Source organism: Streptomyces sp. NPDC001770 (genome assembly GCF_053596135.1).
Genome location: NZ_JBSFFN010000033.1, coordinates 54,226 through 77,465 on the forward strand (window position 1 = coordinate 54,226; position 23,240 = coordinate 77,465).

The window sequence follows — 23,240 nt, forward strand, 5'->3', positions numbered from 1 at the left end:
TGCTGGGGCTGTGCGGCCTGCTGGGGCTGCTGCCCGTACGCCTGCTGGGGCTGCGCGGCCTGCTGGGGCTGCTGCCCGTACGCCTGCTGGGGCTGCGCGGCCTGCTGGGGCTGCTGCCCGTACGCCTGCTGGGGCTGCTGCTGTCCGGGCTGTCCCGGCTGCACGTACGCCTGCTGGGCCTGCTGGAACTGCTGCTGCTCGTACGGGCCCGGCGGGTACTGCGCGTGCGGCCGGGGGGCCTGCTGAGGCTGCCCGTAGCCCTGCGGCTGCTCCGGCTGCCCGTAGCCCTGCTGCTGGAACTGCTGCTGCGGAGGCTGCTGGAACTGCTGCGGCCGGGCGGCCTGCGGCTGCTGGAACTGCTGCTGCGGCTGGACCGTGGGCTGGTACTGGGTGTCCCAGGTCTGCCCCTGCCAGGTCTGCGCTGCGCCGGTGTCCTCGGCGGCACCGTAGGCGGGTGCCTGCCCCGGCGTCGGCTGCCCGTAGCCGCCGTGGTTCCGGCCGCCGTGAGCCTGCTCCCCGTGCGCCGGTGCGGCGGCGCCGGGGTACGGCTGGGCACCGGGATACGGCTCGTTCGGGTAGGCGTGCTCGGCGGGGTACGCCTCAGCGCCCCCGTAGGCGTACGGCTCCTGGCCCTGCGGCCGGGGGCCGCTCTGGTCCCTGTTCTGTGCGCTGCTCATCGTCTCCGGTTCACCCTCCTGCGAACGGCGGGAGCACCTCGACCGTGCCGCCCTCGGCAAGGCGTACCGTCTCATGCCGCCGCGTCCCGACCGGATCGCCGTCGACCAGGAACGAGCACCTCATCAGCACACGCACCAGCTCTCCGGGGTGACTTCTCCGCGCGGCGTCCAGCGCCTCGGCCAGTGTCGTCGCCGCGTACGGCTCCTCGGCCGTACCCGCGGCGGCCTTGGCCGCAGCCCAGTAGCGGATCGTGCCCGCCGCCATGGCGGCACCCCTTTCGTCGTCCGTCCGTCGTCCTGTCACACGCGCCACACACATCGCACGAGCCACATGCGTCACGCGGAACCACGCGCCCGGTCGTTCCGCGCGCGCTGTCCATGATGGGTCACGCGCCGACGGCCCAGTCGGCCATCCGGCCCAGCAGCGCCTCGTCCGCCGCGTTCTCGGCGTGTCCCATGCCCCGCTCCAGCCACAGCTCCGCGGCGCCCTCGGCCGCCGCACCGGCCAGCATCCGGGGGTGGTCCAGCGGGAAGTACGGGTCGCGGTCGCCGTGCACCACCAGCAACGGGGCGGGCGCGATCAGCGGGACCGCATCCACCGGGGAGAGCGGCACGGGGTCCCAGTCCCGGTCGTGGATGCGGGTGCCGAGGCCGTACCGGCCGACCAGCCGTCCGGTGGGGCGGGTGACCACCCAGTGCAGCCGGCGCATCGACGCGGTGCCCCGGTAGTACCAGCGGGCCGGGGAGCTGACGGAGATCACCGCGTCGACGTGTGCGGGGCCGGCGGATTTCGCCACCCCCCGAACGGCCCCCTCATTGCCTACGGATTCCTTCGTATACAGAGCGGCCTGCCGGAGCACCACGGAACCGCCCATGGAGAACCCGACCGTAACGATTCTGCGGTGTCCCAGGGACCTCGCCCAGGCCACCGCGGCGGCCAGATCGAGGACCTCGCGATCCCCCACGGTGGACTTTCCGCCGGACTTTCCATGGCCCCTGAAAGAGAAGGTCACCACCGCCGCACGCTGCAGGAACACCCTCGCGGCACGCCTGACCGCAGGCCGGTCGAGTGAGCCGGTGAAGCCGTGCGCGACCACGATCGCCGGCTGCTCCGCGACCCCTCCCGCGCCCCCTCCGAAACCTGCCGTACACGGCTCGTACACCGCCTCCACCGGGACCCCGTCATCGGTGAGCAATGTGGCGTACTGCGGGGTTCGCGTGATCAAGGGAACAGAAGAACTCACGAATCGACCCTCGGAGAGTGAACTCATGTGGGCTATTCTGCTGCGAAGAGGATCCGGGCAGAGAAGCCCCCGGATCCTTTTGTGCTTTCCGCGCGTTGTTACGGAGACGTTTCAACAAGCTCAGCGGTCCCAGGGCGCGGGACCGCACCCGTAAAACCTGTATGACGAATGGCGCAGGGCCTGGTCATACAGCAGTACGAAGAAGTGCCGCATACTCCCCCGGGTCCGACCCGGGAGTGCCCCTCTCGCAGGGAACGAGGAGGACCGACGTAATGGGCGAGCGAAACGTGCACCACGATCGACCGACGACCGAGGCAGGTGAGCGGCGATGAGTTCACTGCTGCTCCTGACGAATGCCCTTCAACCGTCGACGGAGGTGCTTCCCGCCCTCGGTCTGCTGCTCCACAGCGTGCGGGTGGCCCCCGCCGAGGGACCCGCTCTCGTCGACACCCCCGGTGCCGACGTCATCCTGGTCGACGGGCGGCGCGACCTCCCGCAGGTCCGCTCCCTCTGCCAGCTGCTCCGCTCCACCGGACCGGGCTGTCCGCTGATCCTCGTCGTCACCGAGGGCGGCCTCGCGGCCGTCACCGCCGACTGGGGCATCGACGACGTCCTGCTGGACACGGCGGGACCGGCCGAGGTCGAGGCCCGGCTCCGGCTCGCGACCGGACGCCAGCAGATCACCGCCGACGACTCCCCCATGGAGATCCGCAACGGTGACCTCTCCGTGGACGAGGCGACGTACAGCGCGAAGCTCAAGGGCCGGGTCCTCGACCTGACCTTCAAGGAGTTCGAGCTGCTCAAGTACCTCGCGCAGCACCCGGGCCGGGTCTTCACCCGCGCCCAGCTGCTCCAGGAGGTCTGGGGCTACGACTACTTCGGCGGTACGCGCACGGTCGACGTCCACGTACGGCGGCTGCGCGCCAAGCTCGGCCCCGAGCACGAGTCGCTCATCGGCACGGTCCGCAACGTCGGCTACCGCTTCGTCGCACCGGAGAAGGCCGACCGGTCCGGCGAGGGCCGGAAGCAGGCGTCCGCGAACGCGGCGCCGGGCAACACCGCGTCCGGGAACACGGCTCCGGGGAACGGCACACCGCCGGAGCGGACCGAGGCCGTCGAGGCGGCCGAAGAGCCCGTGGTGGAGCACGTCAAAGGGTGAGTGAGGTGTCCCGCGATCCCCGGTGGATGCGCGGGACACCCCTTGGTTCCATCCGCGTAGACTGCCGCGCGTGGCCAAGGTGACGCGGGACGATGTGGCAAGACTGGCGGGTACGTCGACCGCGGTCGTCAGCTACGTCATCAACAACGGACCCAGGCCGGTCGCCCCGGCCACGCGCGAGCGGGTACTCGCCGCCATCAAGGAGCTGGGCTACCGGCCCGACCGGGTTGCCCAGGCGATGGCGTCGAGGCGGACCGACCTCATAGGGATGATCGTGCCGGACGCCCGGCAGGCGTTCTTCGCGGAGATGGCGCACGCCGTCGAACAGGCCGCCGCCGAGCGCGGAAAGATGGTCCTCGTCGGCAACTCCGACTACCGCGACGAGCGCGAGGTCCACTACCTCCGGGCGTTCCTCGGCATGCGGGTCTCCGGGCTGATCCTGGTCAGCCAGGGCCCCAGCGAGCGGGCCGCCGCCGAGATAGAGGCGTGGGACGCCCGGGTGGTGCTGCTGCACGAGCGCCCCGAAGCCATAGACGACGTCGCGGTGGTCACCGACGACGTCGGCGGCGCCCAGCTCGCGACGCGCCACCTGCTGGAGCACGGTTACGCCTACGTCGCCTGCCTCGGCGGCATGGAGTCCACCCCGTCCGTCGGCGACCCGGTCGCCGATCACGTCGAGGGCTGGCGCCGGGCGATGCACGAGTCCGGCCGCTCCACCGAAGGCCGCCTCTTCCAGGCCCCGTACAACCGCTACGACGCCTACCAGGTGGCCCTCGGCCTGCTCGCCGGCCCCGACCGGCCGCCAGCCATCTTCTGCTCCACGGACGACCAGGCCATCGGCGTGCTGCGGGCCGCCCGCGAACTGCGCATCGACGTGCCCGGTGAGCTGGCGGTCGCCGGCTTCGACGACGTCAAGGAAGCCGGGCTCACCGACCCGCCGCTGACCACGGTCTTCTCGGACCGCCCGGCGATGGCGCGGGCCGCCGTCGACCTGGTCCTCGACGACTCGCTGCGCGTCTCCGGCTCGCGGCGGGAGCGGCTGAAGCAGTTCCCGTCCGCGCTGGTGGTCCGCAGGTCCTGCGGCTGCGGGGAACCCTCGGTACTGCGGCCGTAACCGCCGGGCGGGCAAGGGGCCGCACGCCCGCTTATCCGGCCCCTACGAGGTTCTGCCCGGCTTCTCAGCGGCTGCTCAGGCTCTTCTCATGTTGCCCGGACACGCTTTCCTCATGACTGAGAGCCACCGCCCGAGCGGCGAGTACCCGACGTATCCCACGTACGGCACCAACTCGTACGGCACCGAGTCGCACCCCGCCGGAGCCCCCGCCGAAGCCCCCGCCGGGGCCCCCGCGGGGTCCCCCACCGCCCCCGTCGGCAGCGGCGCGTACCCGCCTCCCCCGGCGTACGGGCCCGCGCAGCCGATCGCCATGGACCCGGGGACCACCGTGTGGCCGGGCGGTGCGGCGGGCGGTGCGGGCGGCGGCAGCGGTGCCGGGTTCTCGGACTTCCCCGAGTACGCGGGCTACCCCGCTCCCGCGCCGCTCCCGGAGAAGCCCGCGCGGAAGGTGAAGCGGCCCTACGCCCTGCTCGCGGCGGTCGCCATCGCGGCGGCGGCGATCGGCGGCGGCACCGCCACCCTGGTCGGCGAGCTCTCCGACGGCGGCTCCGGCACCACCAGCGCGAGCAGCGCCGTCAGCGGCACCACCGTCTCGGCCGGCAGCGCGGGCACCGTCGCCGGGGTCGCGGCGGCGGTCTCCCCCGCGATCGTCGAGATCGGCGCCACCTCCACGGCGGGCGACTCCACCGGCTCCGGCGTGGTCGTCACCTCGGACGGCGAGATCGTCACCAACAACCACGTGATCACCGGCGCCTCCGAGATCAAGGTGACCCTCTCCACCGGCAAGACCTACACCGCGGACGTGGTCGGTACCGACCCGGACAAGGACCTCGCCCTCATCAAGCTGGAGAACGCGAGCGGCCTGAAGACGGCCACCCTCGGCAACTCCTCCGACGTCGCGGTCGGCGACCAGGTCGTGGCGATCGGCTCCCCCGAGGGCCTGACCGGCACCGTCACCAGCGGCATCATCTCCGCGCTGGACCGGGACGTCACGGTAGCGAAGGAGGAGAGCGACTCCGGTTCCTCCGACTCCAGCGGCTCCAGCGGCTCGGACGGTTTCGGCGGCTTCGGCAGCCAGGGCCAGGGCGGCAGCGGCGAGCAGCAGTGGCCGTTCGAGTTCGGCGGCCAGCAGTTCAACGGCGACACCGGCTCCTCCACCACCACCTACAAGGCGCTCCAGACCGACGCCTCGCTCAACCCGGGCAACTCCGGCGGCGCGCTGATCAACATGAACGGCGAGATCATCGGAATCAACTCCGCGATGTACTCCCCCACCTCGTCCAGCAGCTCCAGCAGCTCCAGCGCGGGCAGCGTCGGCCTCGGCTTCGCGATCCCGGTCAACACGGTCAAGGCCGACCTGGAGTCCCTGCGCTCCGGCGACGGTTCCTGACGGAACACGGACCCGGCGAGCACCCCGGCGTATCCCCGCCGGCGTGTCCCGGTCCGGCCCGCCCGGCGTGCGAGGCTGAGACCATCCACACCTGCGAAGAGCAGCCGCGACCCGCGTGACTGCGCCTGCCGAGAAGAGGACGCCGAGCGATGAGCCCCGCCGAAGACGATCCGCAGCGCATCCTGATCGTCGACGACGAACCCGCCGTGCGCGAGGCGCTCCAGCGCAGCCTCGCGTTCGAGGGGTACGCCACCGAGGTCGCGGTCGACGGCTACGACGCCCTCACCAAGGCCGAGGCGTACCACCCCGACCTCATCGTGCTGGACATCCAGATGCCCCGGATGGACGGCCTCACCGCCGCACGCCGCATCCGGTCCACCGGGACCACCACACCCATCCTCATGCTCACCGCCCGCGACACCGTGGGCGACAGGGTCACCGGCCTCGACGCGGGCGCCGACGACTACCTGGTCAAGCCCTTCGAGCTGGACGAACTCTTCGCCCGCATCCGCGCCCTGCTGCGCCGCAGCTCCTACGCGGCGGCGGCGAGCACGGACATCGCCGACGACGACGTGCTCTCCTTCGCCGACCTGCGCATGGACCTCGCCACCCGCGAGGTCACCCGGGGCAACCGCCCCGTCGAGCTGACCCGTACCGAGTTCACCCTGCTGGAGATGTTCCTCGCGCACCCGCGCCAGGTCCTCACCCGCGAACAGATCCTCAAGGCCGTCTGGGGCTTCGACTTCGAACCCAGCTCCAACTCCCTGGACGTGTACGTGATGTACCTGCGCCGCAAGACCGAGGCCGGCGGCGAACCCCGCCTCGTGCACACCGTGCGCGGGGTGGGGTACGCCCTGCGTGCCGGGGGTGAGGGGTGAGGCGCATGCTGAACCGGCTCCGCACCCTGCCGCTCCGGTCCCGCCTCGCCCTGCTGGTGGCCCTCGCGGTGGCCGTCGCGGTGGCGGCGGTCGCGGTGGCCTGCTGGTTCGTGACCAAGCAGCAGCTGGAACAGCGCATGGACGACTCGCTGCGCAGCTCCCGGCTGGGGACCGGCTCCGCCAACGTCCTGCTCACCTACTGCAACTCCGGCAGGCAGGGGCAGATGCCCCCCTTCGTGCCCGGGGTCACCGTCCAGCTCATCAACTCCGACGGCACCGCGTGCTCCGCCGGTGACTCCGCCAAGATCCCGGTGACCGACGCCGACACCGCGGTCGCCGAGGGCCGGGAGCGGTACGCCCTCCACACCGAGACCGCCGAGAGCGGCGAACGCATGCGGGTCTACACCTACCGGCTGCTCACCGACCCTCCCACCGACACCGCGGTCACCATCGGCCGCCCGATGAGCGAGGTCGACGACCCGCTCTCCGCACTCGTCTGGCTGCTGCTCATCGTCTCCGGGATCGGCGTCGTCGCCGCCGGGGCGGCCGGCATGTGGGTCGCGCGCTCGGGGCTGCGCCCGGTGGACGAACTGACCCTGGCCGTCGAGCACGTCGCCCGGACCGAGGACCTGACCGTCCGCATCCCGGTGGAGGGCGAGGACGAGATCGCCCGGCTGTCGCGCTCCTTCAACTCGATGACCAGCTCGCTCGCGACCTCCCGCGACCGCCAGTCGCAGCTGATCGCCGACGCCGGTCACGAGCTGCGCACCCCGCTGACCTCGCTCCGTACCAACATCGAGCTGCTGGCCCGCAGCGAGGAGACCGGCCGGGCCATCCCGCCCGACGACCGCAAGGCCCTGCTGGCCTCGGTCACCGCCCAGATGACGGAGCTGGCCGCGCTCATCGGCGACCTCCAGGAACTCGCCCGCCCGGACGCCGCCCAGCCCGGCCCGCTGGAGGTGGTGGGCCTGCACGACATCACCCGTACCGCCCTGCAACGCGCCCGGCTGCGCGGCCCGGAGCTGACCATCACCGCCGAGCTCGCCCCCTGGTACGTCCGCGGCGAACCGGCCGCCCTCCAGCGGGCGATCGTCAACGTCCTCGACAACGCGGTGAAGTTCAGCCCAGCCCGGGGATCCATCGAAGTCACCTTGAACCGGGGCGAGTTGAAAGTACGCGATCACGGCCCCGGCATTCCCGCAGACGACCTTCCGCACGTCTTCGAACGCTTCTGGCGCTCCCCCTCCGCCCGTCAGCTCCCCGGCTCCGGGCTCGGGCTGTCGATCGTCGCCCGCTCGGTCCAGCAGTCCGGCGGCGAGGTCGCACTGCGCCCGGCCGGGGACGGCAACGGCACGGAGGCGGTCATCCGGCTGCCGGGGGCGCCCACGCCGCCGCCGGAGATCGTCTGAGGGGGCGGGGGGCGGCCCTGGGTGTCCGAGCTCGCCGCTCGGACACCCACGCGTACGCGGTCTCCCGGCGGATCGGCGCACCGCCATCGACCAGCCTGCACATCAGCCGAGACGCCAGTCGGGAAGCTCCAGGGGCGGGAGTTGCGGAGGACCGGCGAGGCGGGCGGGTGCGGGGCGCGTGGTGACCTGGCCGGAAGCGGAGTCGCCGCCCTGCCCTCTCCTGCGCGGCGTGCCCTGCTGCGGGTGCGCGGAGAATCCCGTGCTGGTTCCGGCGGACTGGTGTTCCTCGGACTTCGCGTCGTCCTTCTTCGCGATGTATCTGCTGGTGACGATGATGCCGACGTAGGACAGGCCCTGCATGATGGCGCCCAGCGCGGACTGGACCGTCTTCCGGTAGCCCTCGAGGGTTTGGCTATGGCCATAGGTGACCGAGCCGGCCAGGTTCAGGGCGCCGAAGACGATTTTGACGTAACTGGGGACGTGGCCGGGTTCGTTGTGGATCCGGTAGCACGCCTTGACGATTTCGCTCAGTCCCACCGCCCCGTTCAAGGCGACGCCGGCCGCGTAGATCTTGCCGCCCTCCGCGGTGACGAGCGCGTTGCCGATTCCCTGGACGATGAGCGGAGCGGCCTCGGGCAGTACTTCCGCCAGGAGTTTGAGGGCGGACACCAGGGCCCCGGACTCCCGCCCGTCGCTCCGCGCCACACCGCCTTCCTCCACATCGCCCGTGGGTACCCGCTGGACCGACGGCCCGGCGTGTACGGACGCGGGTGCGGGCCGTTCGCCGAACGTGCCGTCACCGCCGACGCGTTCCCCCGTGCCCGTCGTAGGCGCGGGCACCTGCGCCAGGAGGTGGGCGTACGATTCCGCCTCGTTCTCGTGCCGGTCGCCCTGGGCGGAAACGCGGAGACCGGCGCCGTTGTCGGTGCCGGCGACCTGGCCGCGCTGCTGCTGCCAGGTGTGGGTGAGCTCGTGCAGCAGGGTGTGTTCGTCCATGCCCTGCTCGCCGGCGACGATGTGCCGGCCCGAGGTGTAGGCGCGAGCCCCGAGTTCCGCCGCCGAGCGGTGTGCCTCGGGGCCGTCGTGGACCCGTACGTCGCTGAGGTCCGTACCCAGACCCTGTTCGGCCTTGGCGCGGACGCGCGGATCGACGGGGGTGCCGGGGGTCCGGAGCACGTCGAGCACCGACGACCGTTGCACCGGTGTGCCGTGGTGGCATCCGGCGCCGTGCTCGTGGTCCTGTCCCAGTGCCTTGGTCACGGCGGCGTTTCCGGCCAGGCGCTGGAGGTTCAGCACCGCTGCGGCTGTCGCGGTGGCGGGTACCGAGCCCGGGCCGGTGCGGTGGTTCTGCGGGCGTAGCAGTGGGTTCCGATCGGACTTCTCCGACGGTGTCTCGTACGAGCGCACCAGGGTCCCTGCCCCTCATCTGGTCACGGGCGACGGCGCGTTCGGCCGTCGCTGTCCCGGGAGGGGAGGCGACAGGCCCGCGCCGGCACCGGCCGGTCCGTGTGGACGAGCAGGGGTGAGCGTGGCGAGCAGGACGACCGCGCGGCACGACGCGTCGTGGGGTTCACGCACCACACCGTCCCGTGTGGGGTGCCACGCCGCGGCCACCGCCGGTTGCACACCGCCGGCCCGCTCCCGGATCTTCTCCGGATCGACGCTAGGAAGATCCAACTCCGGTGTCGTGCGGCCTTGATGCACCTCTGACGGGTTGCACCGCAACGTTGACGCGTCTCTGACTCTCCGGGGTACGGTGCGTCTGTCCCCCGGCCCACGACGCCGCCCTACCGGACGGCGAGGCGGGCCAGCAGGTGGGCGTCGAGGAAGCCCCGTTCGGAGGCCGGGTCGTGGAGCAGCCGGGCGACCGTGACGAACCCGGCTCCGGTCACCAGCTCCGCGAGCCGGTCCACCGGCCAGCTGTAGGCGGGCGTGACCTTGTGATCGAAGCGGACCGGTTCCGTCCCCTCGGTCCCGAAGAACGAGACCAGGAGCAGGCCCCCCGGCTCCAGTACGCGCGCCTGCTCGGCGAGGAGCGCGGGCAGCTCCCCAGGCGGGGTGTGGATCATCGAGTAGTGGGCCAGCACGCCGCCGAGCGCCCCGTCCTCGACCGGCAGCGCCTCCATGCGCGCCTCCTCGAACCGCAGCCCCGGACGGTCCCGCCGGGCGCGTTCGACCATCCCCGGGGAGAGGTCGAACCCGAGCGCCTCCAGGCCGAGTTCGGCCAGCATGGCCGTCAGGTGCCCGGGCCCGCAGCCGACGTCGGCGACCCGTACGTTCCCCGTACCGCGCACCAGTTCGGCGAAGGTGCGGATCATGTTCCGGGCGAACGGCCGCGTCTCCAGCCGGTCGGCGAACTGTGAGGCGTACCGCTCGGCGAATCCGTCGTAGGCCGCCCTGGTCTCGTCCTGGTGCTCCGGGTGTTCTGCGTGCTCCGGGTGCTCCGCGTGCTCCGGGTGTTCCTGGTGATCCGCCACGGCAGAGGAAGCTACACCCGTACGCCTCCGAACACTTCCGTGCGGCCGGGTGCGTCTGCGCCGCCGTCGGAGACCGCCCCACACGCCCGGTGGACCCGTCCGGCGATCACCGTACGCAGGTGGTATTCACTACTCCTCATGAGCGACATCGAGCGTACGGCGAGCCGCACCGCGGTCCTGGTGTGCCAGGGCCGGGCGGCGGCGGACGGCAGGCTCGCGGTGGGCCGGTTCGCCGACCCGGTGGCGGTACGGATGCTGCGCCCCGCCGAGCGGGCCCCCGTGGACGAGGTGCGGGCGGGCGCTCCCGCCGCGGCCCAGGACTGGAAATCCCGTGGCGCGTACGAGAGCGTGCGGGCCTGCGCGGAGATCATGGTGCCGCGTACGGTCACCATCGACGATGCCTTGCGCGCCCACCCGAACCCCCAGCTGGTGGTGCTCGGTGCCGGGCTGGACACGCGCGCGTGGCGGCTCACGGAGCTCGCGGACACGGACGTGTGGGAGGTCGATCACCCCGCATCCCAGCGGGACAAGCAGGATCGCCTGGCCGCCCCGGGCCCTGCGGCTGGTACGGGCCCCCCGGCCGACGCGGCCCCTGCCGCCGACCCGGGCCACCGGGCCGACGTGGGCCCCCTGCCCACCACGGCGCGATCCGTACGCTTCGCCCCCGTCGACTTCGCCACCGACGATCTCGACGGCGCGCTCCGGGCCGCCGGTCACGACGCGTCCGTGCCGACGACCTGGCTGTGGGAGGGGGTCGTCCCGTACCTGACACGCACCGAGGTACGCACCACCGTGCGCGCGGTCGCCGACCGCTCGGCACCGGGGAGCGCCCTGGTCCTCAACTACCAAGGACCGTCGCTGAAGGCGTCCGTGGGCCGGCTGGTCGCGCGCGCACTGAGCAGCTCCGTCACGGCGAAGGAGCCGTGGCGCTCGCTGTGGAAGCCGCAGCAGATGGCCGCCCTCCTCGCCGGGAACGGGCTGCGGGTCGTCTCCGACGAAGACCTGCTGGCCATCTCGGAGCGCCTGGAACCCGGTGCGCGGGGCCGCGCGTCGCTGCGTTCCGGCCGCGTCGCCGTGGCCGTCACCGGACACCGGTGATCCCCCTCCGGCCCGGCGCGGCGGTCCGCCCGGCCCCAGGGGCGGAAGTCTCTCCCGCCGACCGGGTTCGGTAGCGTGATCACCATGCCGCACGGAGTGACCGTACGGCGCTTGATCGCCCCACCGGAGAGTTCCGGCGGGCAGGAATGAGTGGCAATGAGCCTGGAGAAGCCCGAGATCGACTTCCCGATCGGCGACGCTCCCACCGAGCTGCAGATCGAGGACATCACCGTGGGGGACGGCCCCGAGGCGAAGGCCGGCGCCGTGGTGGAGGTCCACTACGTGGGGGTCACCTTCGAGACCGGGGAAGAGTTCGACGCCTCCTGGAACCGTGGGCAGACGTTCCGGTTCCCCCTGGGCGGTGGCCGGGTCATCAAGGGCTGGGACCAGGGCGTCGAGGGGATGAAGGTCGGCGGCCGGCGCAAGCTCACCATCCCCGCGCACCTCGCCTACGGCAACCAGTCGCCCTCCCCGCTGATCCCCGCGGGGTCGACGCTCATCTTCGTCGTGGACCTGATCGGCGTCTGAGACGGACGTGCTGCCCGGCCTCGCCGACCGGATCAGGTCTGTTCCAATCGGATCGGTTCCGATCCGATTGAATTGGGTCGGAACCGATCGGACCGATCTGCACGGAACCGAGGCCGGGCAGCACCTCGACGCACGGGCCCTGCCCCAGCCCCACGTGACCCACGTGACCGGCTACGGCCCGTCCGGCCCAGGAGCCCCCGGCAGGGGTGCGCCGATGACCCGTGGTGCGCTGGTGACCAGTGGTGCGCAGATGGTCCAGGCCCTCGTCGAGTCTGGCCACCAACTCCCCGGCGAGAGCCGGAACATGGCGCGCGGCCCACTGCCCGGTGAGCGCGAGGAAGCCGCGCAGCCCCTCCCGCACGGCACGGAGGAGAGCCGGAAGCTCGCCCACCGCGATCTCGACGGGCTGCCCGGGAGACACCTCCTGGGCGTCCGCGCCGACCTGCCACAGCCGTACGACCCCGTCGGCGTGCTCAAGTCGTGGTGAAGGGTCGTGGCCGAGCCATACGGTCTCCCCGTCCGCGACGTCGGCCCACTCGCGCCAGTCCTCCAGGCCGCAGCAGCATCCGGGCCGGACGGTGACACCGGTCCGGGTGTCGTGGATGCGCAGCCCTCCCGGTGCGATGACCTTGTCCGTCTCCAGCAGGCCCCGAATCGCCTCGCCGGCACCGGTCGAGGGGACGTCGTCGTCATCCGCCCGCGCGTTGTGCTCGGCCGGCGCGGCCAGCGCGCTGCCGACTTCGAGCGAGGACATTCGACCCGTCAGGGCCATGAACCCGCAGGAAGGCAGGTCGGCCACCGGCCAGAGGGAGAAATCGGTGGTGTTCGAGGTTTCCAGGACTGCTTGCGCGATCAACACCGCGCCATTCTCTTCGCGTACGCTCCGGCCTGCCGGGATTTTCTCCCGGGCCCAGCGCCGAGGCACCGCAGGCCCCCCTGGTGCTCCGACCTCACGCGCGCACGCTCCGAGCGGGGCGGCCGGACACCGAGCGGGCAGCGGGCTTCCCCACACTCCGCGGTCACGGTGTCCTAGGAGAACCGCTCTCAGGAGTCGAACACGGCCGCGACGCCCTCGATCTCGACGAGCTGGTCCTTGTATCCGAGCACGGTGACACCCATCAAGGTGCTGGGAACGTCGTGGTCGGCGAACGTGTCCCGGACGACCTGCCAGGCAGCCACCAGGTCCTCCTGCCTGGTCGACGCCACGAGGACCCGGGTGCTGATGACGTCCTGGAGCGCCGCACCCGAGGCGGTGAGAGCGGCCCGCATGTTCTCCATGGCCTTCGCCGCCTGGCCCGCGTAGTCCCCGACCGCTGCGGTGGAGCCGTCGTCGTTCAGCGGACACGCCCCGGCGAGGAAGATCAGGCGCGCCTCGGCGGGCGCCGTGGCCGCGTAGGCGTACTCGACGTCGGACAAGGAGGCGGAGCGGATCAGAGTGACGGCACGAGCCATGGGGTTCGGGTCCTTTCCCGGCGGATGGTGAGCGCGGACATCCTGCCAACGACCGGCCGGCTCCGCCTTCCCTTTTCTCGCCGCACCACGGCGAGGCGACGGTCCGTGGCGGAACCCTCCGAGATTCGGCGGCGGCGGTGACGGAGACCGACGTTGTCGGTCAACCCGAGCACTGCGTCCAGCCCCCCGCAGCGGACACCGGGGGGCCCACCTCCTCGCGGACCAGCCGGTCCGCCTCGCCCCAGGGGCTTCACGTCGTGTTGTACGAAAATCGAAAGCGGCCCCCACCTGCGCCGGTGAGGGCCGCCCGAAGCGCGTACCGCGCAGAGACCTGAGGCGCTCACGTCAGGTCGTCGAACTCGCCTTGCTTCACGCCGCCCCGAAGCTCGGAGCCCCGCGGCGCGTCCTCGCCGGACACGAACCCGCAGCCGTCGCGCGGCTCTTGGCCGAGCACCCGGCGGCGGCCGCCGACCCGGAGGCCACCACCGCGTTCCTCGCCGCGCTCTGCGGACACTGGCACCTGAACGCCCGCAGGCCCGCACCCCCGGGCGCACCCGGGCTCCGTCCGTACCAGCACCGCGCGGCGGCGGCCGGCCTCGCGGTGCTCCTGCGCCGCCTGCGGCAGTGACCCGAACCCGGCCGACCCGGCCGAAGGCCTTCCGTACGGATCAGGCCGGAGCTGGATCGTCGGTCAGCGCGGCCGCGGTCAGGGTGAGGTGCTGGGTCAGGACTGCGGCTGCGGTATCGGCGTCGCGGGCCAGCGCCGCCTCCTCCAGCGCGCGGTGTTCCTTGACGCCGTCCCGGCCGGGGTTGCGGTGCGCCGACCACCGGCGTGCCAGCTCACTCGCGGTCCACAACCGGTCGAAGGTCTCCAGCAGCGCGCGGTTGCCACACCCTTCCAGCAGCGTGCGGTGGAAGATCCTGTGCGCCTCGGCCCAAGCGGCGGTGTAGTGCTCGCCCTCCTCCGGCGCGTACGCCGGAGTGCGGACCAGACGATGGTGGGCCGCCCGCACACGGGCCTCCCATTCGACGTCGCCCCGCTCGACGGACATGCGCAGCACGACCGGCTCGATGGTCCGGCGGGCTTCCGCGATCTCCTGCCAGCGGCGGTCCGAGAAGGACGGCACCGCGAAACCACGGTTGGGCAGCCGGTCGGCGAGCCCGTCGCCGACCACCCGTACGAGCGCCTCCCGCACCACGGCCAGGCTCACGCCCTGCTCCTTGGCAAGGTCCTGCGGCTTCAGGGGAGAGCCGGGGGCGTGGTCCCCGCGCATGATCGCGTCCCGCAGGTGTGCGTAGACCTGCTCGGAGAGCATCTGCTTCCCCGGCGAGGTCGAGGCGTGTGCCGTCTGACTCATGGGCCCATCCTAGATGACCGACCAGACGATCCACGGAATAATCGATTATGCGTGTTACTGTCGATTCGGAAGGGGGTGAGGGCACCTCGTCCGGAGATGAACGACCCGCCGCCTCTGCCCACGCCCCTCCTCGTCCTGCCGTCCTCGGCTTTCCCTGGGCGGTCACGCCCTCGGACGCGCGGCGCCGACCGCCGCCGCCTGATCACCCGCCCGACCGCCCTGCCCCTGGAGGCATCACCGCCATGCACCTCGACACCTTTCCCGGCTCCGCCCGTACCGGCGACGGCCCGATGGACCTGAACGCCGTGCGACTCGTCAGCCAAGCCGTCAGCGCCGCCCACCTGTTCATCTATCTCGCTCCCGAGAGCGCCGAGGAGGCGGCCGCGCTCGGGGTGACCGACCGGGGGCCGAGCTATCTGGCCTTCCGGTCGGCCGCGATGGGCGCGGTGCCGTGGCAGGTCACGCTCGCCGCCTTCTACAACTTCAGCCCGCGGGCCGTGCGGGCCATGGCTGGCGTGTGGGACGCCGCACCGCCCGAGCGGTGGCAGGCCGCCCGCTTCGTCGCCGCCGGGCGCGCGATGCGGCGCGCCGGCGTACGGATCACGGGCGAACACCTCGCCGAGGCACGCTCGCTCATCGACCCGGTCGTCGCCGGAGCCGACTACGCCGGCAAGGTGCTGGCCGCCGCGAACGCCTCGGTCCCGCTTCCTTCCGATCCCCTGGTCGCCCTGTGGCAGCAGATCGCCGTGGTGCGCGAGTGGCGCGGCGACGCCCATCTCGTCGTACTCGCCGACAACGGCCTCGGGCCGTGCGACTGCCTCGTCCTGCACACCGCGACCGGCCGCCTCCCGACCCCGATCGTGCGAGAGACCCGTCGGTGGACCGACGAGGAGTGGAGCGCGGCCACGGCGCGCCTCGCCGCGCGCGGCTGGCTCGACTCCCACGCCACGCTCACCGACGCCGGCCGCGCGGCGCGCGAGCGCATCGAAGAGGAAACGGACGAGTACTGCGCCGCGCTGTGGGCGCCGATCGGCAACGCGGGCACCCGCCGCCTCACCTCGCTCATCGCGCCGATCAGCGACGCGTTCGCCGGCGCGGGGGCGATCCAGGCGTCGCGGACGACGTGATGATGACGTGATGGGCACGTAACGGCCTCTGCCCGAGCGGCCCTCAGCAGTACCCCGGGCCGAAGCCACCCGCCCTCGCCCCTCGGCCTCTTCCTGTCGCCCGTCCGCGCCCAGCCTCCAGGTGCTCGTCCGCGCCCAGCCACTCCGCGAGGGTGCTGTACAGGAGTTCGACCTGGGCGCGGTCGAGGATCACGGTCACCCGGCCCACCGCGCTCTCGTCGGAACGCCCGCCCCGACCCCGGGGACTGCGGCCGCTTCCGGCTGACCGGCCCCGGCTCATGCCGAGCGGCGGCCCACCGCACCCACCTGCCTGCGGCGAAGGGCCTCGGCCCCTCGAAGTATCCGCGCGGGGCCGCGGGCTCAGGAGTTCAGCACCTTCGCCTTCTCGGTGGCGAACTCCTGGTCCGTCAGCAGCCCCTGCGACTTGAGGTCCGCCAGCGCGGTGAGCTGTGACACCCGGTCGGGTGCCGCCGGTGCCGCGGGGGCGGCCGGAGCGGCGTACGCCTGCGGCGGGGCCTGCTGTGCGTACCGTTCGTCGGCGCGCGGCTGCATGTGGTTGGAGACCGACCTCGCGGTACCGGTGATCACAGCCGTGCGGGCCATCGTGCCGAGGAGGCCCGGTCGTCCCATGCGTCGAGGCATGATCGTTCCTTCTTCCGTGTCGTCACTCGTCGAGGGCGGCGATGGCGCGTTCGACGTTCTCGCGGGGAATGCGTTCCAGGAAGACCATCTCGCCGTGCGAGCCGCGCAGAGCGGCCGCCAGGCGGGAGGCCCAGGCGTTCTCCCACGCCACGACGAGAGCCGAGGAACCGGGCCCGAGATCCCCGGCCACGCCCTGCAGGTCCTCGTCGCTCAGGAGGTCGAATCGACCGTCGACGGTCCGTCCGAAGGCCCTGGCGACCTCGGCGTCCTCGATCTCGACGATGTCGACCGTCCCTTCCGGACTCCTTCGGACGAAGGCCAGGTCCAGCAGTCGGACGGTGCCGGAGTCGTGGAGATCGCGGAGTGCGGGGGCGATGTCACCGTTGAACCGGTCGCCTTCGAAGACGACGACAGCCACGTCCACAGGACCGACGCTGTCGGCTTTCAGGCTGGTGGGCATGTGCATCAACCTCTCGGAGGGTGCGATGAGCCGCGCTTGCGAGTCTAGGGAGTGCCGGCGGAACCGCATCCCGGCGCGGGAGCCCGCCGCCTTCCGCGCCGGGATGCGCGGAACCCTGCGCCTCGGCGACCGGAACGTGCCCGTCTGACCACTGCGCGGGCAGGCACGTCGACCGGCGCGAGGCCGAGCACGCGAGGGACGGCAGGCCGGTTCCGGACGGCAGCAGCGCAAGCGAAAGGGGCGGTGAGCCGTTTCGGCCCACCGCCCCCGGAACTGCGGAACCACTACTGCACGATCGTGATCCGGTCCGTCACCGGCGGGGCCAGCGGCGCGGAGGCCGTGGAGTGGGCCGCCAGGTAGGCGTTGAAGACGTCCAGGTCGGAGGGGCCGACCAGCTTGTTCGTACCGAGGGCGAGGGCCGGGAAGCCGTCGCCGCCGCCCGCGAGGAACTCGTTCATCGCGACGCGGTAGGTCTTCGCCGGGTCGATCGCCTCACCGTTCAGCTTGATGCTGCTCGCCGAGACGCGGGCGGCGCCGGTCTTCGTCAGGTCCAGGGTGTAGGTGAGGCCCCTGGAGACCTGGAGGATCTTCGGGCTGGCCTCGTTGAGGCCGCTGACCTGCTGCTGGAGCGTGGCGATCAGGTTGGCGCCGGACAGGTCGACGACGTTCATCATGTTGGTGAACGGCTGCACGGTGAAGGACTCGCCGTACGTCACCACCCCGTCGCCCTCGCCGGAGGAGCCCGCGTAGACGAGGTCGGCGCGGATGCCACCGGGGTTCATGAACGCGACCTGCGCGCCGCCCTGGCCGGCCGGGGACAGGCCCTCCAGCTGCGCGTCGGCGATCAGGTCGCCGAGCGGCTTCTCCAGGGCGGTGGAGCCGCGTCCGTTGATGTCGGCGCTGATGAAGCCCTGCGGGCGACTCGCGATCGGGGCGGCCAGCGCGTTCCAGCGGGCGATGAGCGCGGTCATGTCCGAGGCCTTGGCCTGGTCACGGCTGACGACGTGGTTCGCCGACTTCACCGACGTGCGCACGATGTCGTTGGTACGGCGGTCGTAGGTGAGGGTGGTGTCCGTGTAGAGCTTGCCGAAGGACGCGGCCGAGGTGACCATGCGCGGCTTGCCCGCCGGGTCCGGGATGGTGCAGACGTACGCGGTGTGGGTGTGGCCGGTCACCAGCGCGTCGACCTTGGGGGAGATGCCCTTGGCGATGTCCACGATCGGTCCGGAGACACCGGCGCCGGCGCCCGGGCTGTCGCAGTCGTAGTTGTACGCCCCGGAGGCCGGGGCCCCGCCCTCGTGGATCAGCGCGACGATCGACTTGACGCCCTGGCGGTCCAGCTCCTTGGCGTACTTGTTGACCGTCTCGATCTCGTCGTGGAACTTCAGGCCCTTGACGCCGTTGGCCGTGACGATGTTGGGCGTGCCCTCCAGGGTCACCCCGATGAAGCCGATCTTGACGCCGTTCTTCTTCCACACCCAGTACGGCTTGAGGACCGGCTTGCCGGTCTTCTCGCTGGTGACGTTGGCCGAGAGGTACGGGAAGTCCGCGCCCTGGAACTTCTTGCCCTTCTCGTAGCAGCCGTCGACCGGGTGGCAGCCGCCGTTCTGGAGGCGGGTCAGCTCGCCGACGCCCTCGTCGAACTCGTGGTTGCCGACGGTCGTGACGTCCAGGTCCAGGCCGTTGAGCGCCTCGATGGTGGGCTCGTCGTGGAAGAGGCCGGAGAGCAGCGGGCTCGCGCCCACCATGTCGCCGCCGGCCGCCGTGACGGAGTACGGGTGCCCCTTGCGCGCGGTGCGCAGCGAGGAGGCGAGGTACTCGACGCCACCGGCCGCCACCGACTTCACGGTGCCGTCGGCCTGCGTCTCGGAGACGGTGCCGGACGAACCGCTCGGCGGCTCCAGGTTGCCGTGCAGGTCGTTGAAGGAGAGCAGCTGCACGTCGACCGTCTTGTCGGCAGGCCGGCCGTGGCCGGAGCTCTTGCCGTGGCCGTGGTCGTCGCCACGGCCGTGGGCGCCGGCCGGCATCACGGCGAGCGCGCTCACCGTGGCCACGCCGGCCGCCAGGGCGAGCAGCCGCCGGGCTGCGCGGTTCTTCTTCACAGTCGCTGACATCGGTCCCCTTGTGAGTGTTCAGCGTGAGGTACGTGGTGTTGACATGTCTGTGTCTTTCGTGCCGCAGCCTAAGGTCAACGCGCGTAGCGCGACAGGCTTTCGGAGTTACGAGCTGGTTGCTTTCCCCTCAGAACCTGCACCTGTCGGCCAAATCGCCCAACCAAGGGCTGTCCCGCGATTTCTGGTGGATCAGCGCACGGCATCGGATGCGGTGCGCCGCAAGGCGGAGGGACGCCCGAATACTGGATGTATCCGGGTGTTTCGACGACGCGGCGAGGTGCCGTAGCCGTCGTCGTGCGCCCGCGAGGAACTGCGGGACAGCCCTTGGGCCTCCGGCGGATCAACGCCGGAACCCGCCCGGACACCGCCCGGGTCCCGCCTGCCGCGCGCCCCCGCCCGCCACTTCCCGTGGAGGGCCCACCGCGCCCGTACCGCCACCACCCGCCCGTACCGACGACGCGCGGGCCCTCCGCCGTACGCTCGACAGCATGACGACTGACGTACCCCTCCCCGCTCCCGGCCGCGAGATCCAGACGCTGGACGTGCTCGCACCCGTCCAGGCCGACGCCGTACTCGACCTGCTCGCCGAGGCCGCCCGGACCGACGGCCGGCAGGCGGTCTCCGAACAGGGACGGCTCTACCTCCGGGGCGGCCACCGCACCGGCGTACGCCACCTGCTGCTGACCAGCGGCGGCGTCCTGGCCGGGTACGCGCAACTCGAGGACACCGATCCCGTGGAGGCCCCCGCCGCCGAGCTCGTCGTCCTCCCCGAACAGCGCGGCCACGGCCACGGGCGGGCGCTGGGCGCCGCCCTCCTCGCCGCCAGCGGCAAGCGGCTGCGGGTGTGGGCGCACGGCGGCGGCCCGGCCGCCCGCCACCTCTCCCAGGTCCTCGGGCTCAGCCTCTTCCGCGAGCTGCGCCAGCTCCGCCGCCCGCTGGTCCCGCTCGACATCGCGGAACCGGTGCTGCCCGAGGGCGTCACCGTCCGCACCTTCGTCCCCGGCCAGGACGACGCCGCCTGGCTCGCCGTGAACAGCGCCGCATTCGCCCACCACCCGGAACAGGGCGGCCTCACCCAACGGGACCTGGACGACCGCAAGGCCGAGCCCTGGTTCGACCCGAAGGGCTTCTTCCTCGCCGAGCGCGACGGCGAGCTCATCGGCTTCCACTGGACGAAGGTGCACGCCGAGGAGCACCTCGGCGAGGTGTACGTGGTCGGCATCCGGCCGGACGCCCAGGGCGGCGGCCTCGGCAAGGCGCTCACCGCGATCGGCCTGCGCCACCTCGCCGCCGAGGGGCTGCCCGACGCGATGCTCTACGTGGACGCGGACAACGTGGCGGCCGTGACGGTGTACGAGCGAATGGGCTTCACCACGCACGAGGTCGACCTGATGTACCGCACGGAGTCGTAGCGCACCCGCTCGCGGTCGACGCTTCGTCACGCTTCTTACGTGAAAGTCGAATTGGTCCCACGTCACCTGAACTGACCAAGGGGCGGCGTCACTTGACGCCGCCCCTTCTTTGATCCACCCTTTCACTACTCAACTAGTGAAAGGGTGTTGACCGCATGGCAGAGTCCGCAGCGGTCGAGTTCCGCATCGACCGGCGCAGCGGCGTCTCCACCTATCTGCAGATCGTCCAGCAGACCAAGCAGGCGCTCCGCCTGGGAGTCCTGCGGCCGGGCGACCGGCTGCCCACCGCCCGCGAGGTCGTCGAAGCCACCGCGATCAACCCGAACACGGTGCTCAAGGCCTACCGCGAGCTGGAACGCGAAGGACTGGTCGAGGGCCGGCGCGGCCTCGGCACCTTCGTACGCCGCACCCTGGGCGGCGCCGCCCACGAGGACGCCCACACACCGCTGCGCGCCGAACTCGCCGACTGGATCGGCCGGGCGCGCACCGCCGGACTGGAACGGGACGACATGACCGCGCTCTTCGGCACTCTTCTGGACAGCGCGTTGGGGCTGACCGGCGCATCCGAGCCGGCCGGCGCATTCGAGGGGGAAACGAACGCATGACCACCGCCGCGATCGAGGCCGACGGCCTCGGCACGACGTACCGGCGCGGGAAGGACGCGTGGGCCCTGCGCCACTGCTCCTTCCGGCTGCCCGCCGGGCGGATATCCGCCCTCGTCGGCCCCAACGGAGCCGGCAAGTCCACCCTGCTCGCCCTCGCCGCCGGGGTGCTCCGGTCCGCCGAGGGGACTCTGCGGGTGCTCGGCACCTCGCCCGCCGAGGCCCGCACCCGCATCGGGTACGTGGCCCAGGAGAAGCCGCTCTACGGGCAGCTGACCGTGGCCGAGACGCTGCTGACGGGCGCCGGACTCAACCCCGGCAGCTGGGACGCGGAGACCGCCGAGCGGTTCGCCGGGGATCTGCCGCGCACCGCCCGGGTCCGTACCCTCTCCGGCGGTTCGCGCACCCGGCTCGCCCTGGCGCTCGCCCTCGGCAAGCGGCCCGAACTGCTGCTGCTGGACGAGCCGATGGCCGACCTCGACCCGCTCGTACGCCACCGGCTGATGGGCCTGCTGATGGCGGAGGCCGCCGACCGCGGCACCACCATCGTCATGTCCTCGCACATCCTCAGCGAGCTGGAGGGCGCCTGCGACCACCTCCTCCTCGTCGACGGGGGCCGGGTCCGGCTCGCCGGGGACACCGAGGAGATCCTCGCCGCGCACGCCGTACTCACCGGACAGGCCGCCGACCTCGCCCCGCACACGGTCGTCGAGTCCCGCACCACGGGCCGTCAGCTCACGGCGCTGGTACGCCCCGAGGGCCCGGTGGACCGGGACGCCTGGCTGGTGACCGCCCCCTCCCTGGAGGACCTGCTGCTCGCCCACCTCCGGTCCCCCGACGCCCCGGCGCTGGCCCTCACCGGTTCCGGCCACGACGGCACCCACCACGAAGACCCCCGGACGGTGAACGCGTCATGAGCACCCTCGCCCCGCCCCGCCCGGCGGCCACCCGCACCACCACCACCGCCACCGCCGGTCTGCGCGGACCCGCCCGGCTCGTCGTCCGCCAGCACCGGCGCACGTTCCAGCTGCTGATCCTCGTCGTCGTGGCGGCCGTCATGGGGCTGGTCGCCGTCGCCCTGTGGGTGGGCCACGACGCCGGGATCTTCGCCGCCACGGGCTGCCAGGTGCGCGACACCACCCCGACCCTCACCTGTGCGCAGTCCGTCCGCGACTACATGGACAGCCAGTTCCTCCTCAGCCACCTCCAGGGCTACGCCGCCACCCTGCTGATCGCGCTGCCCGCCGTGTACGGGGCGTTCATGGCGGGCCCGGCGATCGGGCGCGAACTGGAGAGCGGGACCTACCGGCTCGCCTGGACGCAGTCCGTCACGCCCGCCCGCTGGCTCACCGCGAAGCTGGCCGTCCCCACCGCCCTGGCCGTGGCATGCACGCTCGTGCTGACGGCCACCTGCACCTGGCTCTCCACCCGGCCCGAGGAGAGCGCCTACCTCTGGTACCAGCGCCAGGTGTACGTCGCCACCGGCACGGTCCCCGTCGCCTACGCGCTCTTCGGGCTGGCCGTCGGCACCCTCGCCGGCCTGCTGCTGCGCCGCACCCTCACGTCCATGGCCCTGGCCGTGGCGGTCCAGGGCAGCGCGGTCTGGGGGCTGAACACCGCACGCGACCACCTGTGGCCCGTCATGACGGAGAACCTGGCGCTGAACGGTACGTCCCGCTTCCTGTCCGAAGGACAGCCCTCCCTCGTCGACTGGGGGTACCGCACGGCCTCCGGTGCGCGGTACCCCGCCGACACCTGCGTCAACGCCGGTCTCACCGGCACTCGGGACGACCGCCTCTCCTGCCTGGACCGGCTCGGCATCACCGGTACCTACGCGGACTACCACCCGGAGTCCCACTACTGGCCGCTCCAGCTCGTCGAGACCGGCATCCTGCTCGCCGTCACGGCCCTGGCCGTGTTCGCCGCCTACCGGCTGCTGCGCCGCCTGCACGCCTGACCCGGGTCCCGCACCCACACCACCGCGCCGTCCGGACTCCACGAGGGGTGAGCCCGGGCGGCGCGGTGGTACACGATCGCCCGCCGTCCGGCACCGCCCCCGGCAACCGGACAACACAGGCGATACCCGCCCCCGGTACCCG

The 23,240-nt window shown here is 72.2% G+C and carries 24 protein-coding genes and 1 pseudogene; 13 read left to right on the plus strand and 12 right to left on the minus strand.

All coding sequences use genetic code 11. The features are described from left to right. The 3 genes and pseudogenes from ACWCSV_RS26245 to ACWCSV_RS26255 all read right to left on the minus strand — a co-directional run. Positions 1-677, minus strand: a pseudogene (locus ACWCSV_RS26245) (hypothetical protein); the annotation flags it as partial. Between the two features lie 10 nt (positions 678-687). Then, a complete protein-coding gene (locus ACWCSV_RS26250; RefSeq protein ID WP_451014571.1) occupies positions 688-942 on the minus strand; it encodes a MoaD/ThiS family protein in 255 nt (84 codons plus the stop codon). A 121-nt stretch (positions 943-1,063) separates the two neighbouring features. Continuing rightward, on the minus strand, positions 1,064-1,948 hold the full coding sequence (locus ACWCSV_RS26255; protein ID WP_451146190.1) for an alpha/beta hydrolase: 885 nt from the start codon (positions 1,946-1,948) through the stop codon (positions 1,064-1,066). Positions 1,949-2,249: 301 nt separating this feature from the next. On the opposite strand from ACWCSV_RS26255, the gene ACWCSV_RS26260 reads away from it, so the two are divergent. The 5 genes from ACWCSV_RS26260 to ACWCSV_RS26280 all read left to right on the plus strand — a co-directional run bounded on the left by ACWCSV_RS26260 (position 2,250) and on the right by ACWCSV_RS26280 (position 7,871). Then, entirely contained in the window at positions 2,250-3,080 is an 831-nt protein-coding gene (locus ACWCSV_RS26260) for a response regulator transcription factor (protein ID WP_451146192.1), read from the plus strand. Positions 3,081-3,150: 70 nt separating this feature from the next. Then, a complete protein-coding gene (locus tag ACWCSV_RS26265) occupies positions 3,151-4,194 on the plus strand; it encodes a LacI family DNA-binding transcriptional regulator (protein WP_390959363.1) in 1,044 nt (347 codons plus the stop codon). A gap of 112 nt (positions 4,195-4,306) precedes the next feature. Continuing rightward, a complete protein-coding gene (locus tag ACWCSV_RS26270; protein ID WP_451146194.1) occupies positions 4,307-5,584 on the plus strand; it encodes a S1C family serine protease in 1,278 nt (425 codons plus the stop codon). Between the two features lie 149 nt (positions 5,585-5,733). After that, positions 5,734-6,462 carry a response regulator transcription factor gene (locus ACWCSV_RS26275; RefSeq protein ID WP_451146196.1) on the plus strand — a complete coding sequence of 243 codons (729 nt, stop codon included), beginning with the start codon at positions 5,734-5,736 and terminating at the stop codon, positions 6,460-6,462. Between the two features lie 5 nt (positions 6,463-6,467). Then, complete coding sequence (locus tag ACWCSV_RS26280) at positions 6,468-7,871, plus strand: sensor histidine kinase (protein ID WP_451146198.1); 1,404 nt, start codon at positions 6,468-6,470, stop codon at positions 7,869-7,871. 102 nt (positions 7,872-7,973) lie between these two features. On the opposite strand, the gene ACWCSV_RS26285 is transcribed toward ACWCSV_RS26280, so the two are convergent. After that, positions 7,974-9,167: an eCIS core domain-containing protein gene (locus tag ACWCSV_RS26285; protein WP_451146200.1), complete on the minus strand. Its 1,194-nt coding sequence runs from the start codon at positions 9,165-9,167 to the stop codon at positions 7,974-7,976. A gap of 491 nt (positions 9,168-9,658) precedes the next feature. Then, complete coding sequence (locus ACWCSV_RS26290; RefSeq protein WP_451146202.1) at positions 9,659-10,348, minus strand: class I SAM-dependent DNA methyltransferase; 690 nt, start codon at positions 10,346-10,348, stop codon at positions 9,659-9,661. A gap of 138 nt (positions 10,349-10,486) precedes the next feature. Between ACWCSV_RS26290 and ACWCSV_RS26295 the strand changes: the two genes are divergently transcribed. Continuing rightward, entirely contained in the window at positions 10,487-11,446 is a 960-nt protein-coding gene (locus tag ACWCSV_RS26295; RefSeq protein WP_451146204.1) for a class I SAM-dependent methyltransferase, read from the plus strand. 156 nt (positions 11,447-11,602) lie between these two features. Continuing rightward, a complete protein-coding gene (locus ACWCSV_RS26300; RefSeq protein WP_390959350.1) occupies positions 11,603-11,974 on the plus strand; it encodes an FKBP-type peptidyl-prolyl cis-trans isomerase in 372 nt (123 codons plus the stop codon). Here the strand turns inward: ACWCSV_RS26300 and ACWCSV_RS26305 are convergent. Continuing rightward, positions 11,943-12,833 carry a hypothetical protein gene (locus ACWCSV_RS26305; protein WP_451146206.1) on the minus strand — a complete coding sequence of 297 codons (891 nt, stop codon included), beginning with the start codon at positions 12,831-12,833 and terminating at the stop codon, positions 11,943-11,945. The genes ACWCSV_RS26300 and ACWCSV_RS26305 overlap by 32 nt on opposite strands. 185 nt (positions 12,834-13,018) lie before the next feature. Continuing rightward, the gene (locus ACWCSV_RS26310) at positions 13,019-13,426 is read right to left on the minus strand and encodes a RidA family protein (RefSeq protein WP_451146208.1); all 408 of its coding nucleotides are present in this window, start codon (positions 13,424-13,426) and stop codon (positions 13,019-13,021) included. Positions 13,427-13,790: 364 nt separating this feature from the next. Here ACWCSV_RS26310 and ACWCSV_RS26315 point away from each other — a divergent pair, with 364 nt between their 5' ends. After that, positions 13,791-14,054: a hypothetical protein gene (locus ACWCSV_RS26315; protein ID WP_451146210.1), complete on the plus strand. Its 264-nt coding sequence runs from the start codon at positions 13,791-13,793 to the stop codon at positions 14,052-14,054. 40 nt (positions 14,055-14,094) lie between these two features. Here ACWCSV_RS26315 and ACWCSV_RS26320 read toward each other — a convergent pair whose 3' ends face one another. Next, positions 14,095-14,784 (minus strand): GntR family transcriptional regulator, encoded by a 690-nt coding sequence (locus ACWCSV_RS26320; RefSeq protein ID WP_451146212.1) that lies wholly within the window; start codon positions 14,782-14,784, stop codon positions 14,095-14,097. A gap of 242 nt (positions 14,785-15,026) precedes the next feature. Between ACWCSV_RS26320 and ACWCSV_RS26325 the strand changes: the two genes are divergently transcribed. Then, a complete protein-coding gene (locus ACWCSV_RS26325; RefSeq protein WP_451146214.1) occupies positions 15,027-15,911 on the plus strand; it encodes an SCO6745 family protein in 885 nt (294 codons plus the stop codon). Between the two features lie 43 nt (positions 15,912-15,954). Here the strand turns inward: ACWCSV_RS26325 and ACWCSV_RS26330 are convergent, their stop codons facing one another. The 4 genes from ACWCSV_RS26330 to ACWCSV_RS26345 all read right to left on the minus strand — a co-directional run bounded on the left by ACWCSV_RS26330 (position 15,955) and on the right by ACWCSV_RS26345 (position 19,127). Beyond that, a complete protein-coding gene (locus ACWCSV_RS26330) occupies positions 15,955-16,110 on the minus strand; it encodes a hypothetical protein (protein WP_451146216.1) in 156 nt (51 codons plus the stop codon). Positions 16,111-16,271: 161 nt separating this feature from the next. Then, positions 16,272-16,553 carry an SHOCT domain-containing protein gene (locus ACWCSV_RS26335; protein ID WP_451146218.1) on the minus strand — a complete coding sequence of 94 codons (282 nt, stop codon included), beginning with the start codon at positions 16,551-16,553 and terminating at the stop codon, positions 16,272-16,274. A gap of 22 nt (positions 16,554-16,575) precedes the next feature. Then, positions 16,576-17,013 (minus strand): DUF6325 family protein, encoded by a 438-nt coding sequence (locus tag ACWCSV_RS26340; RefSeq protein ID WP_451146220.1) that lies wholly within the window; start codon positions 17,011-17,013, stop codon positions 16,576-16,578. Positions 17,014-17,297: 284 nt separating this feature from the next. After that, on the minus strand, positions 17,298-19,127 hold the full coding sequence (locus ACWCSV_RS26345; protein ID WP_451146222.1) for a bifunctional metallophosphatase/5'-nucleotidase: 1,830 nt from the start codon (positions 19,125-19,127) through the stop codon (positions 17,298-17,300). Positions 19,128-19,615: 488 nt separating this feature from the next. On the opposite strand from ACWCSV_RS26345, the gene mshD reads away from it, so the two are divergent. From mshD to ACWCSV_RS26365, 4 genes are all read left to right on the plus strand, one after another. Continuing rightward, complete coding sequence (gene mshD, locus ACWCSV_RS26350) at positions 19,616-20,539, plus strand: mycothiol synthase (protein WP_451146224.1); 924 nt, start codon at positions 19,616-19,618, stop codon at positions 20,537-20,539. A gap of 155 nt (positions 20,540-20,694) precedes the next feature. Beyond that, positions 20,695-21,144, plus strand: coding sequence for a GntR family transcriptional regulator (locus tag ACWCSV_RS26355; RefSeq protein ID WP_451146226.1), 450 nt, complete (start codon positions 20,695-20,697; stop codon positions 21,142-21,144). Next, the gene (locus tag ACWCSV_RS26360; protein ID WP_451146228.1) at positions 21,141-22,058 is read left to right on the plus strand and encodes an ABC transporter ATP-binding protein; all 918 of its coding nucleotides are present in this window, start codon (positions 21,141-21,143) and stop codon (positions 22,056-22,058) included. Before ACWCSV_RS26355 ends, ACWCSV_RS26360 begins: the two co-directional genes overlap by 4 nt. Further along, the gene (locus ACWCSV_RS26365; RefSeq protein WP_451146230.1) at positions 22,055-23,098 is read left to right on the plus strand and encodes a hypothetical protein; all 1,044 of its coding nucleotides are present in this window, start codon (positions 22,055-22,057) and stop codon (positions 23,096-23,098) included. Before ACWCSV_RS26360 ends, ACWCSV_RS26365 begins: the two co-directional genes overlap by 4 nt. Positions 23,099-23,240 lie beyond the last annotated feature (142 nt).